The 13,623-nt window shown below is 56.9% G+C and carries 13 protein-coding genes, 1 rRNA gene and 1 other RNA gene; 14 read left to right on the forward strand and 1 reads right to left on the reverse strand.

Translation table 11 applies throughout. The features are described 5' to 3' along the window. The first annotated feature begins 93 nt into the window (after window positions 1-93). The 11 genes from fba to recR all read left to right on the forward strand — a co-directional run bounded on the left by fba (window position 94) and on the right by recR (window position 10,717). Window positions 94-948 (forward strand): class II fructose-1,6-bisphosphate aldolase, encoded by an 855-nt coding sequence (gene fba, locus ACFFT4_RS32220; RefSeq protein ID WP_378053434.1) that lies wholly within the window; start codon window positions 94-96, stop codon window positions 946-948. 120 nt (window positions 949-1,068) lie between these two features. Beyond that, window positions 1,069-2,319 (forward strand): UDP-N-acetylglucosamine 1-carboxyvinyltransferase, encoded by a 1,251-nt coding sequence (murA, locus tag ACFFT4_RS32225; RefSeq protein ID WP_378053436.1) that lies wholly within the window; start codon window positions 1,069-1,071, stop codon window positions 2,317-2,319. 89 nt (window positions 2,320-2,408) lie between these two features. Then, complete coding sequence (gene rho / locus ACFFT4_RS32230) at window positions 2,409-3,719, forward strand: transcription termination factor Rho (RefSeq protein WP_378053468.1); 1,311 nt, start codon at window positions 2,409-2,411, stop codon at window positions 3,717-3,719. A 22-nt stretch (window positions 3,720-3,741) separates the two neighbouring features. After that, window positions 3,742-4,992 (forward strand): radical SAM family protein, encoded by a 1,251-nt coding sequence (locus ACFFT4_RS32235; protein ID WP_378053438.1) that lies wholly within the window; start codon window positions 3,742-3,744, stop codon window positions 4,990-4,992. Window positions 4,993-5,163: 171 nt separating this feature from the next. Next, the gene (gene rpmE, locus ACFFT4_RS32240) at window positions 5,164-5,361 is read left to right on the forward strand and encodes a 50S ribosomal protein L31 (RefSeq protein ID WP_378053440.1); all 198 of its coding nucleotides are present in this window, start codon (window positions 5,164-5,166) and stop codon (window positions 5,359-5,361) included. A gap of 253 nt (window positions 5,362-5,614) precedes the next feature. Beyond that, on the forward strand, window positions 5,615-6,007 hold the full coding sequence (locus ACFFT4_RS32245; protein ID WP_378053442.1) for a hypothetical protein: 393 nt from the start codon (window positions 5,615-5,617) through the stop codon (window positions 6,005-6,007). Between the two features lie 79 nt (window positions 6,008-6,086). Next, window positions 6,087-6,352: signal recognition particle sRNA large type (ffs, locus tag ACFFT4_RS32250), an RNA gene on the forward strand. A 209-nt stretch (window positions 6,353-6,561) separates the two neighbouring features. Then, window positions 6,562-7,674 (forward strand): two-component system sensor histidine kinase NtrB, encoded by a 1,113-nt coding sequence (locus tag ACFFT4_RS32255; protein WP_378053444.1) that lies wholly within the window; start codon window positions 6,562-6,564, stop codon window positions 7,672-7,674. Window positions 7,675-7,744: 70 nt separating this feature from the next. Continuing rightward, entirely contained in the window at window positions 7,745-9,511 is a 1,767-nt protein-coding gene (dnaX, locus tag ACFFT4_RS32260; RefSeq protein WP_378053446.1) for a DNA polymerase III subunit gamma/tau, read from the forward strand. A 24-nt stretch (window positions 9,512-9,535) separates the two neighbouring features. Further along, the gene (locus ACFFT4_RS32265) at window positions 9,536-9,847 is read left to right on the forward strand and encodes a YbaB/EbfC family nucleoid-associated protein (protein ID WP_378053448.1); all 312 of its coding nucleotides are present in this window, start codon (window positions 9,536-9,538) and stop codon (window positions 9,845-9,847) included. Window positions 9,848-10,117: 270 nt separating this feature from the next. Next, a complete protein-coding gene (gene recR, locus ACFFT4_RS32270; protein ID WP_378053450.1) occupies window positions 10,118-10,717 on the forward strand; it encodes a recombination mediator RecR in 600 nt (199 codons plus the stop codon). A gap of 70 nt (window positions 10,718-10,787) precedes the next feature. Here the strand turns inward: recR and ACFFT4_RS32275 are convergent, their stop codons facing one another. Continuing rightward, the gene (locus tag ACFFT4_RS32275) at window positions 10,788-12,482 is read right to left on the reverse strand and encodes a M3 family oligoendopeptidase (protein ID WP_378053452.1); all 1,695 of its coding nucleotides are present in this window, start codon (window positions 12,480-12,482) and stop codon (window positions 10,788-10,790) included. 205 nt (window positions 12,483-12,687) lie between these two features. On the opposite strand from ACFFT4_RS32275, the gene ACFFT4_RS32280 reads away from it, so the two are divergent. The 3 genes from ACFFT4_RS32280 to ACFFT4_RS32290 all read left to right on the forward strand — a co-directional run. Continuing rightward, window positions 12,688-12,945: a DUF2508 family protein gene (locus ACFFT4_RS32280; RefSeq protein WP_378053454.1), complete on the forward strand. Its 258-nt coding sequence runs from the start codon at window positions 12,688-12,690 to the stop codon at window positions 12,943-12,945. Then, a complete protein-coding gene (locus ACFFT4_RS32285) occupies window positions 12,942-13,208 on the forward strand; it encodes a pro-sigmaK processing inhibitor BofA family protein (protein ID WP_378053456.1) in 267 nt (88 codons plus the stop codon). The genes ACFFT4_RS32280 and ACFFT4_RS32285 overlap by 4 nt, the downstream gene beginning before the upstream one ends. A gap of 308 nt (window positions 13,209-13,516) precedes the next feature. Next, window positions 13,517-13,623, forward strand: a 16S ribosomal RNA gene (locus tag ACFFT4_RS32290); the annotation flags it as partial.

Raw genomic sequence — 13,623 nt, forward strand, 5'->3', positions numbered from 1 at the left:
TTCGGTTTACCTTGCAAAGTTATTTTGTGTTATAATAACGCAGTATGTAAGATGCGTGAGAATCGAATGAAACCGCAGGAGGAATTACACATTATGCCATTAGTTCCAATGACCGAATTTCTGCCACAGGCCAAGGCGGGCAAGTATGCCATCGGCCAATTCAACATGAACAACCTCGAGTTCGCCCAAGCGATCACGGATGCCGCGATCGCGGAAAATTCCCCGTTCATTTTCGGCGTCAGCGAAGGTGCCCTGAAGTATATGGGGATGGAATACACGGTTGCGATCGCCAAGGCGGCCGCCGAGAAATCCGGTCTGCCGATCGCGCTGCACCTGGACCACGGCAGCAGCTTCGACGTAGCGATGAAATGCATTCGCGCGGGCTTCTCGTCCGTCATGTTTGACGGCTCGCACCATACTTACGAAGACAACATCCGCTTGACCAAGGAAGTTGTGAAGGCCGCTCACGCGATGGGCGTATCCGTCGAAGGCGAGCTGGGTACGATCGGCGGCGTCGAGGACGATCTCAGCGTGGACGAAGCGGACGCCAAGCTGGCTAAACCGGAGGAAGCGATCCGTTTCTACGAAGAGACGGGCGTCGACTGCCTGGCTATCGCCGTCGGTACGGCTCACGGCATGTACAAAGGCGAAGTGAAAATCCACTTCGATATTATTAAAGAGGTCGTAGCCAAAATTCCGGTACCTGTCGTTCTTCACGGCGGCTCCGGCGTTCCGGACGACATGATTCGCGAAGCGATCCAATCCGGAGCGGGCAAGATCAACGTCAATACCGAGAACCAAGTCGCTTGCACGGCTGCCATTCGGGACGTCCTCGGAAAGAACGACAGCGTGATCGATCCCCGCAAATATCTGACTCCTGCCCGCGACGCCATGAAGGCCGTCGTACAAGAGAAGATCCGCTTGTTCGGAAGCAGCAACAAAGCTTAATCGATAATCGTATCCTATCATCGTATTTTTAATGCGGGAAAACGTCATGGGGGCGTTTTCCCGTTCCTTCATGTGCCGGTGCTTCCCATCGGCAACACCACGAGGAGGAAGACGGCATTCATGGATAAATTAATGGTCCGCGGAGGCCGGCCGCTCAGAGGGACGGTCGGAATCAGCGGCGCGAAGAACAGCGCCGTCGCCCTTATTCCCGCAGCGATATTGGCAGAATCCGAAGTCAGGCTGGACAACCTTCCCCAGCTCAGCGACGTCGCGGTCTATGCGGAGTTGCTGGAGCAATTGGGCGGCAAGGTGTCCTGGCAGGAAGACACGATGACGATCGATCCGTCCGGCATGAGTTCTGTACCCATGCCCAACGGGAGAGTCAAATTGTTAAGAGCATCTTACTATTTAATGGGGGCATTGTTAGGGAGATTCGGAGAAGCGACGATCGGTCTGCCGGGGGGCTGCAATTTCGAACCGCGCCCGATCGATCAGCATATTAAAGGTTTCGAGGCGCTCGGCGCCGAAGTGACAAATGATCACGGTTCGATCCGGATCAGGGCCAAAGAATTGAGAGGGGCCAAAATCTATCTCGACGTCGTGAGCGTCGGAGCTACGATCAACATTATGTTGGCGGCTTCGCGCGCCAAGGGGCTAACCTTGATCGAGAATGCGGCGAAAGAGCCGGAGATCATCGACGTGGCGACGCTGCTTAACGCCATGGGCGCGAAGATCAAAGGCGCGGGCACGGAGACGATTCGCATCGAGGGCGTGCAGGAGATGCACGGCTGCCGCCATTCGATCATACCCGACCGCATCCAAGCTGGAACATACATGATTGCCGCTGCGGCTACCCGGGGCGACGTCCTTATCGATAATATTATTCCGAAACATCTGGAAGCCATGACCGCCAAGCTGCAGGAAATGGGCGTGCACGTGTACGAAATGGACGAAGCGATCCGTGTCGTCGGACAATCCCTCTACGAGGCCGTGGACGTTAAAGCTCTCGTCTATCCCGGCTTCGCCACCGATCTTCAGTCGCCGATGACGAGCTTGCTCACGCAAGCCCGCGGGGTGAGCGTGCTGTCCGATTACGTATACAACAATCGCTTTAAGCACGTTCCCGAGCTGACGCGCATGGGCGCGCAAATTCGGGTCGAAGGCCGATCGGCCATCATCGAGGGCGGGCCCCTCAACGCCGCCAAAGTCAAAGCCGCCGATCTTCGCGCCGGCGCCGCGCTTGTCGTGGCCGCATTGACGGTCGAAGAAGGAACGACGGAGATTAGCGGAGTCGAATATATCGACCGGGGATACGAGCGTCTCGTCGCGCAGCTCAGCAATCTCGGAGCGGAAGTATGGAGAGACGGATAAGCCGCGAACGCCCGGGTGTGACAGTCCGGAATTCGCGATTCGCATAAACCTAAATACAAATTAAAGTAGGGATACCATTGACCGATCTAATGTTGGGCGATCTGGAAGGGCTTAAGCTGACCGAGCTTTACAAGCTTGCGAAGCAGCACCAGATCAATAATTACGCTCAGATGAAAAAGAAAGAATTGATTATCGCGATTTTGCGCGCGCAAGCGGAACGAAGCGGCCTGATGTTCATGGAAGGCGTGCTGGAGGTTCTGCCCGAGGGCTTCGGGTTCCTGAGGCCGATCAACTACTTGCCGAGTCCGGAGGACATTTACATTTCGGCCTCGCAGATCCGCAAATTCGATTTGCGCACGGGGGACCTGGTGTCCGGCAAATGTCGGGCTCCGAAGGAAAGCGAACGTTATTTCGGCCTTTTACAAGTGAACGCCGTTAACGGCATAGCTCCGGAGATCGCCGCGGAACGCCTGCATTTTCCCGCACTCACCCCGCTCTATCCGCAGAAGAAAATCAAGCTCGAAACGTCACCCACTCATCTGTCTACACGCATCATGGATCTCGTCGCTCCTGTAGGGTTGGGCCAGCGCGGGTTGATCGTCGCCCAGCCGAAGGCGGGGAAGACGCTGCTGCTTAAGGAAATCGCCAACAGCATCGCGACGAACCATCCGGACATCGACCTGTTCGTGCTGCTGATCGACGAGCGTCCCGAGGAAGTAACGGACATGCAGCGCTCGGTCAAGGGCGAAGTGATCGCTTCCACGTTCGACGAGGTGCCGGAAAACCATATCAAGGTCGCCGAATTGGTGTTGGAGCGCGCGCTTCGTCTGGTGGAGCACAAGCGGGACGTCGTCATTTTGCTCGACAGCATTACGCGTCTCGCCAGGGCGTACAACCTGGTCGTTCCGCCGTCGGGACGCACGCTGTCGGGAGGCATCGATCCGGCAGCGTTCCACAGACCGAAGCGGTTCTTCGGATCGGCTCGCAACATCGAGGAAGGCGGCAGCTTGACGATTCTGGCCACCGCGCTCGTCGAGACCGGATCGCGTATGGACGATATCATCTATGAAGAATTTAAAGGCACAGGCAATATGGAGCTGCATTTGGATCGCAAGCTTTCCGAACGGCGCATTTTCCCGGCGCTCGACATCCGTCGGTCCGGGACGAGGCGGGAGGAAATGCTGCTCGACAAGGAAGCGCTCGACAAGCTGTGGGCGATCCGCAAGAGCATGAACGATTCCATGGAATACGTAGAGGGCTTCCTGAAGAAGCTGGCCAATACAAAGACAAACCAAGAGTTTCTCGACATGCTGGACGTCAACGCGGCGCCGAGCGCGCCGAGCTCCTCGAGCCACTCTTCAAGCGCCGGCGGACGCCGCCCTCCTCGAAGCAGCAACTGAGTCTCGAAGGAGAGGTTAACCGATGCACCTGGTATATGCAGACGAACAAGGCAACGTATTCGATCATCCCGAGCTGTTCGGCGTGGCCCGCAGCGGCGACAGTCTCGTCGAGCTTCTCGAAGAAGAGCTTATCCCGCTGCCGGCGGGGGCGACTCTTGTCGGTCTTCCGCATACGCGGCCGATCGGCATGGATCCGGACAGCGGCAGGATGCAGCTTCTGCCGGGCCGTTATCAAGCGGTCGGGGCGCTGCTGCCGCAAGGCTTCACGCGATTTTACGTCCCCGGCTACTCGAAGACGGACAAATCGCAGAAATTCCCTCTGTTCGGCTATACCGCCGTCGTCTGGAAGGACGGAGGCTTCTATGCGGCGGCCGGGCGGAGCGACGATCCGGAGCCGTGGAATCCCGAGAATTGCGACCGCAACGAGCTGAAGCTGGAAGTCGACCGGCTGCTCGGGACTTACCCGGACAACCGTCTGTACAAGCATCTGTCCCACTGCGCGCTGGAGTATGAGTGCCTCACGGCATCCAATACGTTCCTGCAGCGGCTGGAGGGCGCCGTTCCCGTGTCGTTCTCGTGCAACGCCGGCTGCTACGGCTGCATCTCCGAACAGCCGGACGACAGCGGCTTCGTCGCGCCGCAGACGCGGCTGAAGTTCCGTCCCGAGATCGACGAAGTCGTCGAGATTATGCTGGAGCACTTGAAGACGCCGCAGTCGATCATCAGCTTCGGGCAAGGCTGCGAAGGGGAGCCTTCGACGCAGGCGAAGACGATTATCGAAGCGATCAAGCGCGTGCGCGAGAAGACGTCGCTCGGCTATATCAACATCAACACGAACGCGGGATTGTCCGACCATCTCCGCGCGATTACCGACGCCGGGCTCGACTTGATGCGGGTCAGCACGATCAGCGCGCTCGACGATCATTACAACGCGTATTACAAGCCCCGGGGCTATACGCTTAAGAACGTGGAGAAGTCGCTGAAGTACGCGGCGGACAAGGGCGTCTATACGTCGATCAACTACTTGATCTTCCCGGGCGTGACGGATCGCGAGGAAGAGATCGAAGCGATGATCGACTTCGTGCGGCGGACGGGGCTTAAGCTGATTCAGATGCGCAATCTGAACATCGACCCGGACGCTTACCTCGAGCTGATTCCGCCCGCGCAGGGCGAAATTTACGGCATGAAGACGCTGCTCGATATCTACAAGCAGGAGCTGCCGGACGTCGTCATCGGGTCGTACACGCATGTGCCTCCGGTTGTGTCGTTGTAATCCGAGGCTGCGAGCAGGCCGTTCGGCGCTTGCGGGACCTTGATCGGATAAACGGGGCAAACGCGGAGCAAAATGCACGGTTGTATTTTCGCGGGCTCGCGTGGTATACTCACTATTGTGTCTATTACTCTGGGTCCGACTGTTGATCCAGGGCGGAAAGAGGTGAAACCTGTGAAACCATCCATTCATCCGCAATATAACGTAGTTACGGCGACTTGCTCGTGCGGGAACACTTTCGAAACAGGTTCGATCAAGTCGAATCTGAAAGTCGAAGTTTGCTCGGCTTGCCATCCGTTCTACACGGGTAAACAGAAGTTTATCGATGCGGGCGGCCGCGTTGACAAGTTTAAGAAGAAATACGGTATCTAACCACGCAACCGCTAGCCAGCGCCGACAGGCGCGCTCGGTTGTCGTAATCGCAACCGCTAGCCAGCGCCGACAGGCGCGCTCGGTTGTCGTAATCGCAACCGCTAGCCAGTGTCGCCAGACGCGCTCGGTTGTCGTAGTCGCAACCGCTAGCCCGTGTCGCCAGATACGCTCGGTTATCGTTACGTGTAAAAAAAGGGCCGTATAGAGATAAGCCTCCTTTGAAATCCTACGGGATAAAAGGGAGGTTTTTTTCATGAAAAGGCAAGGGGTATGGATGCTGGCCGGGTTCTGCCTGCTGCTCGCGCTTACCGGCTGCGCAAGCAACGGAAAGACCAATACCGGCGTCAAAACGCAAAGCTACAAGCAGGACGGCTATCTCGGACAGACGAACACGCACCCCGGCCTGCCGGGGCACCATATCGTGACGGACTACGGAAACGACAACATCTCGATGCGGCAGGCGATTAAGAACGTGCCGGGAGTGGCCGATTCCACCGTTATTTTCAATGGTTCGGACGCTTACGTTACGATCAAGCTCGACTCCGGGCTAAGCCCCAGAGAGATCCCTACGGTCGAGCAGCAGGCGGCGACGGTGCTCCGGTTCAACTATCCCCGATACACGATTCACGTTCAATCGATGAAATAAAGCGAATGAACGCGCGTTTTTGCCGGGAACTGTTTCCTTCGGTTGCAATTCGCCTCGCAACTCGCTATACTTAGTTTTGCCGTGCTAGACGGGGAGGTAGCGGTGCCCTGTAACTCGCAATCCGCTCCAGCGAGGTTGAATTCCTGTTTGAGGTTTTGTGATGCAGGTTCCGGTAGGCGCGTTGCCGTGTTGACGGCGGGGTCCTCCGCGAGGGACGGCCATGAACCCGGTCAGGTCCGGAAGGAAGCAGCCGTAAGTGGTTTAGTTCTTGTGTTGGAGGGCAGCCTTGCTTGAGCGACTCGCTCCTATTCGGCTGGTTCACAATTATCGAGATCAGGTGCACGGTTCTGATTCGGTTTATTGCCTTCGTGAATACGAGCAAGCACCATGACGACGCAGTCATGGTGCTTTTTGTTATCCGCGGATATCGGTAGGGCGCCCAGGCTTGTTCCGCCCGAAGAAAATACTTCTGCCGGCATAGGCCGAAAGGAGGGAAATCGGGCGATATACCGAATGTTTACAAATGCTGGATCGTTCTCCGGAGGTGGAGTGTAATGATGGACGAACCGGAAAAAATCAAGAGAAGCCGCTCGGTCGCCGGACATAAAGTCAAGAGGGAGCGCTACGTTCGGCGGTTCGTCAACCGATTTTTGACCATGGAGGGAATCGGCGTAATGCTGCTCGATTCCGATTTCCGCATCGTGGAAGTCAGCGATATGATCGTCTCGCTGTGCGGGCTCCCTCGTCCCGATATCGTGGACAAGTATGCGGAGCAATGGTTCGACGAGGTTGGCCTGCGCCCCTGGCCTTTCGACCGGAGCTTGCTCGAAGGACAAACCTTCCGCAACAGGGTTTTGAACTGGAGGCAGGACAAGCAGCTACATAAGCTAATGATCGACGGCGAGCATTTGACGGAAGGGGAAGCGCGAACAGGCGCCTTCGTGCTGTTCCGTGACGTATCCCACCGCATGGCTTTGGAGGAGCAGGTCCGGCGTTCGGACCGGCTGAAGACGATCGGTCAGATCGCGGCGGGCACGGCGCACGAAATTCGTAATCCGCTGACGGCCATCAAAGGATTCATACAACTGCTGAATAAATCGCTTAAGGATCGCGATATGGAGAAGGAGCAGGAGTTCGTCGGCATCGTGCTGTCCGAGCTGGATCGGGTGAACGATCTGGTCAGCGAATTTTTACTGCTCAGCAAGCCCAAGGAATTACGGCAGGTTTCCATGAGAATAGGAGGGGTTATTCAAGAAATTTTGCCGATGATCCGCAACGAAGCTCTGCTGCACAATGTAACGGTCATCTATTATCCAAAGCCCGAGATGCCCCCGATCTTGGCGGACAAGGAGCTGTTGAAGCAGGTATTTCTTAACTTGGGAAAAAACGCAATCGAAGCGATGGACGGAGGAGGGACATTAATAATTCGCGAATGCAGCAGCTCGGAGGAGCCGGGACGGATTACGGTGGAGTTCAGGGATACGGGGCCGGGCATTCCGGCGGACGTGCTGGACAAGGTGTTCGATCCGTTCTTCACGACCAAGCCCCAGGGAACCGGACTCGGACTGTCCGTCTGCCAACGGATCGTGGACGATTTGGGCGGGAGCATCGAGGTGACCTCGGACGGGTACGGAACGTTGTTCGTCGTCGGGCTTCCGTGTTCTTGAACGAAGGTGGAGCGCATTCGGCCGATGATGTATAATGGGTGAAACGGCAAGCTGACGGGAGCGACTAGCAATGGCACATTTGGCTTTGTACCGGGCCTGGCGTCCCCAAACGTTCAAGGACATGGTCGGGCAGCAGCATATCGTACAGACTTTGCAGAACGCGATTCGCGAGGATCGGCTCTCTCACGCTTATTTGTTCAGCGGCCCGAGAGGGACGGGGAAGACCAGCGCGGCGAAAATATTGGCGAAAGCGGTCAACTGCGAGCACGGCCCTTCGCCCGAGCCCTGCAATTCCTGCTCGCAATGCGAGCGGATTACCGCAGGCTCCGTCATGGACGTCGTCGAGATCGATGCGGCCTCCAACCGCGGCGTAGAGGAAATTCGCGACATTCGCGACAAAGTCAAATATTCGCCGACCGAAGTGCGGCGCAAAGTGTATATTATCGATGAAGTCCATATGCTGACTACGGAGGCTTTCAACGCGCTGCTCAAGACGTTGGAGGAGCCGCCGGGTCACGTGATGTTCGTTCTGGCGACGACGGAGCCGCACAGGCTTCCTCCGACGATCGTGTCGCGTTGTCAGAGATTCGATTTCCGCCGGGTGCCGCTGGAGGAACAGACGGCGCTGATGCAAGAGATTTGCGCGGAGGAAGGCATCTCCGCGGAACAGGAGGCGCTCCGCTACATTGCTCGTCTGTCGGACGGCGGCATGCGGGACGCGCTGAGTCTGCTCGATCAAATTTCTTCGTTTACGGGCGGCCGCGTCGACCTGGCGCAAGCGGTCGAGGCGACGGGAGGATTGCCTTCCGAGCAGTTCGCCAGACTGGCGGCCGCGATTCGGGAGAACGACGCTTCCAAGGTTCTGCTCGAGATCGACGAGATGATGAAGTCCGGGAAGAGCGCGGACAAATGCCTGGAGCAGCTGATGCATTATTTCCGCGATTTGCTGCTGGCGCAGCTTGCGCCGGAAGCCGGCGACTCGGCGGGCCGGGTGGCGAACCCGGCCGAGCTGAAAGAAATGGCGGACGGATTTTCTCGCGAGCGGTTATTTGCTATCATTGATCTGTTGAACCGTTATCAAGGCGAGATGAAGTACGCGGCGCATCCTCAGACGATGTTCGAGATCGCGCTGCTTAAGCTGTGCTCGGGAGAGACCGACGAGCCGGCACCCGTCGCTTCCTCGGCGGATGCCGGGATCGCCAGGAACGAGCTCGTCCAGTTGAAACAGCAGCTCGCGGCTCTGGAGAGCAAGCTGAGCTCGCTGACCAGCGGAGGGGCCTCCTTCGCTCCGCCGGCAGGCAGAGCGGCGGCCGCTTCAGGGACCGGAGGCTCGCGGGCGGGAGCCGGCGCGGCTGCTTCCCCGGCGCCTCGGGCTGCGACGGTATCCCGCCAGAGGCTGGCCGTCTTCGCGGAGGCGCGCGCTTCCGCCGGGGCCTCCCTGGGCAAATGGCCGCAAATTATGCAGCGGGTCAAGGAGGAGCGGGTAACCGTTCATGCCTGGCTGGTGGACGGGGAGCCAGTCTCCTTCGCGGAAGATACGATTCTGGTCGCGTTCAAGAATACGATCCATCGCGAGACGACCGAGAAGCCGGCCAACCGGGGGGTCATCGAAGGGGTTCTGAGCTCGGTGTTCGGCAAGCCGACGCAGCTTGTCACCACCTTGCAGAAAGAATGGCAGGAAGTGATGGCCGACGTCGAGGGCAAACCTCAAGGCGGAGGCGAAGCGGAAGAACTGCAGCTTGTGCCCGACGGCGGGGAAGAGAGCCGCGGCGAGCCTTGGGTAGACGAGGCCGTGAAGCTGTTCGGGGAAGAACTGGTTACGATTAAGGACGATTAAACAAACCTACGGGAGGCTGCACCGATGAACAACATGAACCAAATGATGAAGCAAGTCAAAAAAATGCAAGAGCAGATGATGAAAGCGCAAGAGGAACTGGGCAACAAATCGATTGAAGGATCCGCGGGCGGGGGAGTCGTAACCGTTGTCGTCAACGGGCACAAGAAGCTGCTCGACATCAAGATCAAGCCGGAGGCGGTCGATCCGGAGGACGTCGAGATGCTGCAGGATCTCGTGCTCGCCGCCGTTAACGACGCGCTCACGAAAGCCGACGAGCTCGCCAACCAGGATATGAGCAAGTATACCGGCGGCATGAAAATCCCGGGCTTGTTTTAAGCTAAATGATTTTATTTGAATAGTGCGAGTTCAAAAAGTCCGGTTTTCAGCACCGAGGCTGGTCGTTCGCCTGACGGCGAACTGCTCGCCCATGCATCCTGGAAGGTTGGATGAAGACCGGGTATGAGGAACGTAGTAAAGCGTAGCTGAGGCTACGTGAGCACCGGAAGAACCGGCTGAATTCAAGATTCGATGTCGAGTCTGCTTCCTGGGATGCTTCGTGATCAAAAGCGGACTTTTTGAACTACCTCTTAGAGGAGACTGGAGCCTTTGTTCTATCCGGAACCGATTGCCAAGCTAATCGACTCCTTCTCCCGCCTTCCGGGCATCGGGCCGAAGACGGCCGCAAGGCTGGCCTTTTACGTCCTGCGGATGAAAGAAGAAGACGTCATCGATTTCGCCAAGGCATTGGTGAACGTCAAACGCAATCTGACGTACTGCTCCATCTGCTGCAACATTACCGATACCGACCCGTGCCGCATCTGTTCGGACAAAACGCGCGACGCCTCCGTCATCTGCGTCGTGCAGGAGCCGAAGGATCTCGTGGCTATGGAGAGAACCCGGGAGTACAACGGTCACTACCACGTGCTTAACGGCGCCATCTCTCCGATGGACGGCTTGGGACCGGACGATATTCGGATCGCCGAATTGGTGCGCAGGCTCGGCGACGAGCAGGTGCAGGAGCTGATTCTGGCGACGAACCCGAACATCGAAGGCGAGGCGACGGCGATGTACCTGTCGCGTCTGGTTAAGCCATTCGGGATCAAAGTTACCCGGATCGCGCACGGCTTGCCGGTCGGAGGAGACCTGGAATACGCGGACGAAGTGACGATCTCCAAGGCATTGGAAGGTCGCAGAGAGCTGAATTGACGCGCCATCGCGATACGCAAAACCCCGAGACCGCCGGCAAAGGCGAGCTCGGGGTTTTCTGTTGTTTTCGCTACAGCGTCTGATCCTGTATCCCGTCCAACCAGCTCTCGATGGTTCCGATAACCGAGGTGACGCAGCCGTCCTCGAACGGCGAGATCAGACCGGCTTCCTTCACCAATTCGGTGAAGGACAGGCTGCCGCCCAACTGACACAGGCGCAAATAATCGGCCCATGCGACGCCGCGGTCTTCATTCATCCTCTTCCAGAACTGGAACGCGCAAATTTGCGCCAGCGTGTAGTCGATATAATAGAACGGCGAGCTGAAAATGTGTCCCTGCCTGTGCCAGTACCCGCCGGCCTCGTAATAGGCGTTGTCCGCATAGTCGCGATGGGGGAGATATTTCTTCTCGATTTCCCGCCAAGCCCGTTTGCGCTCTGCCGGCGTTGCCTCCGGATTCTCGTACACGAAGTGCTGGAATTCGTCGACTGAAACCCCGTAAGGAAGGAAGAGCAGCGCTCCGGCCAGATGCTGGAAGCGGTACTTGTCCGTCTCCTCCTTGAAGAAGAGCTCCATCCACGGCCAGGTGAAAAACTCCATGCTCATCGAATGAATCTCGCACGCTTCGTAGGTCGGGAAGCTGTATTCCGGCACCTTGAATTTTCGACTTTCGTACACTTGGAAAGCATGCCCGGCTTCGTGCGTCAGCACGTCGATATCGCCCGCCGTTCCGTTGAAGTTGGAGAAAATAAACGGCGCTTCGTACTGGCTGATATACGTGCAGTACCCTCCGCTTTGCTTCCCCTTTTTGCTGACCAGATCCATCAATCCGTTATCCTGCATAAAGCGGAAGAAGACGTCCGTCTCGGGCGACAGCTCGGCGTACATTTTCGCTCCGTTGCTCACGATCCAATCCGGATCGCCCTTAGGCTTGGCGTTGCCGGACAGGAACGACAAATTTTCATCGTAGTAAAGCAGTTGATCGACCCCGATGCGCCGCCTCTGACGCTCCTTCAGCTTGGAGGCGATCGGCACGATGTGCTCCTTCACCTGGCTGCGGAAGTTTGCGACCATCTCCGCGTTGTAATCGGTGCGGCTCATTCTTGCGTACCCGAGCTCGACGAAGTTGCGGAAGCCCAGCTTGCCGGCAATTTTCGTTCGCACCTTCACCAGCTCGTCGTACAGGCCGTCCAGTTCCTCCTCATGGCTCGTCATAAATCCGGAAGCCGCCTCCGAAGCGCGCCTGCGGACGTCGCGGTCGGTCGATTGCTGGAACGGAGTCAGCTGAGCCAACGTCCGCTCCTCGCCTTCGAACGGAATTTTCGCGGAAGCGATCAGCTTCGCGTATTTCGTCGTCAGCTTGTTTTCCTGCTGGAGATCCTCGATGACCTCGGGACTGAACGTTTGGAGCGACAGCTCGGCCAGGCGGAATAGCTGCGCTCCCCACTTCCTCTCCAGTTCGGGGCGGAATTGGGAATTGACCAGCTCCTTGTAGTAATCGGTGACGTATTCCTGGATGACCGGGCCGCTCTCGTCGAAGAAGTCCTGCTCGGCTTTGTAGAACTCGTCCTCCGTATCGATGGAGTGCCGGATGCCGGCGATTTCCCTCATCGAATCGAAGCCGTTGCGCAGCTTGTTGATTTCCGTCATCGCCAGGTCCTGATCTTCGCAGCCGGCTGCGGAAGCAAACTTGGACAGTTGGGCCTTGAAGTCGCGTTCGAACTGCTGCACGTTGGGCCGTTCGTAACGATACTCGGTAAATTTCATTTTGTCGCACCTGCCTTATTCTCTTCATTGGATTAAATCTCGCGGGGCGGGATATCGTCTTTCTCTCTTGCTTATTTCGATAAGACGGCATGATCCCCCTGCCTGCTTCTCGGGGGGAGTTCTAAGAGACTTCCTACTTCTCATAGAAATAACAATAGGTTGTCCCCGATAGAGGGGATTCATGAGCCATGGGGAGGATTAAACAATGGAACTGTTAAGGAAACGTTCGGCGAATGCGGCGCAATCTCTGGAAAAACAGTCGTTGATCGCCGATATTCGCAAGGCCGAGCTGGAGTGGAAAAACGCGGAATGGCGATTCCAGTATGCGGTTGGCGACGATCATGTCGATTATGCGATTTATTGCCTGGAAGCCGCGGAGAAAAAATTGGCGATGCTGCTGAAGCAGGCCAAGGGCAAGTGGAAAGACGCAGCGGAGCTTAAGGAGGCTGGAGGGGCGAAATGAAAATGTTCTGGCTTGCGCTTCTTGTCGTGTCGGGCTTATCGTTGATCTTGGTCCTTCTGAGACGCAATGTGCCCAAAGGCTGGTTAACCAGATTCGGAGTTCATCTGGTGCTGGCGGCGCTGGCGCTGTATGCGTTGAACTTCTCGGGCTGGGTCACCGGCTGGTATGTTCCGTTGAATCCTTTTACGATCGGAACGGTGGCGCTGCTGGGGGTGCCGGGCATCGGTCTGGTGCTCGGTTTGCAGTGGACGCTGCTGGCTTAAAGGCGGCCTGGAGTCCAGGTTGTAATAAATCTTAAGGTTTTCGCAAAAAATGTCTGTCAGGCGGTTGACGCACGCGGTCTGCATGTGATAAATTATATCTCGCGCCTCTTGGGCGATCGACAGCGTCGACAAGAAAAATCGAACTTTGGAATAAAATACTTGTTGCAAAGCAGATGGGCGCTGTGGTATATTATAAAGGTCGCTGTTAACGCGGTGGCGAAATAAAGCAACACCGATTGTTCTTTGAAAACTGAACATTGAGCGTAAGAAACAACAAGCAAGACCAGCAGGAAATGAGCGAATCAACTTTCATGGAGAGTTTGATCCTGGCTCAGGACGAACGCTGGCGGCGTGCCTAATACATGCAAGTCGAGCGGACTATCTTGCGTAGCTTGCTACGCAAGACTGTTAGCGG

This window comes from Cohnella cellulosilytica (genome assembly GCF_042431195.1).
Lineage (GTDB): Bacteria > Bacillota > Bacilli > Paenibacillales > Paenibacillaceae > Cohnella > Cohnella cellulosilytica.

What these genes read in the sequence shown, in the direction of transcription:
- fba (WP_378053434.1), top strand. Translation starts at nt 94, where the DNA reads ATGCCATTAGTTCCAATGACCGAATTTCTGCCACAGGCCAAGGCGGGC.
- murA (WP_378053436.1), top strand. Translation starts at nt 1,069, where the DNA reads ATGGATAAATTAATGGTCCGCGGAGGCCGGCCGCTCAGAGGGACGGTC.
- rho (WP_378053468.1), top strand. Translation starts at nt 2,409, where the DNA reads ATGTTGGGCGATCTGGAAGGGCTTAAGCTGACCGAGCTTTACAAGCTT.
- ACFFT4_RS32235 (WP_378053438.1), top strand. Translation starts at nt 3,742, where the DNA reads ATGCACCTGGTATATGCAGACGAACAAGGCAACGTATTCGATCATCCC.
- ACFFT4_RS32245 (WP_378053442.1), top strand. Translation starts at nt 5,615, where the DNA reads ATGAAAAGGCAAGGGGTATGGATGCTGGCCGGGTTCTGCCTGCTGCTC.
- ACFFT4_RS32255 (WP_378053444.1), top strand. Translation starts at nt 6,562, where the DNA reads ATGATGGACGAACCGGAAAAAATCAAGAGAAGCCGCTCGGTCGCCGGA.
- dnaX (WP_378053446.1), top strand. Translation starts at nt 7,745, where the DNA reads ATGGCACATTTGGCTTTGTACCGGGCCTGGCGTCCCCAAACGTTCAAG.
- ACFFT4_RS32265 (WP_378053448.1), top strand. Translation starts at nt 9,536, where the DNA reads ATGAACAACATGAACCAAATGATGAAGCAAGTCAAAAAAATGCAAGAG.
- ACFFT4_RS32275 (WP_378053452.1), bottom strand. Translation starts at nt 12,482, where the DNA reads ATGAAATTTACCGAGTATCGTTACGAACGGCCCAACGTGCAGCAGTTC.
- ACFFT4_RS32280 (WP_378053454.1), top strand. Translation starts at nt 12,688, where the DNA reads ATGGAACTGTTAAGGAAACGTTCGGCGAATGCGGCGCAATCTCTGGAA.
- ACFFT4_RS32285 (WP_378053456.1), top strand. Translation starts at nt 12,942, where the DNA reads ATGAAAATGTTCTGGCTTGCGCTTCTTGTCGTGTCGGGCTTATCGTTG.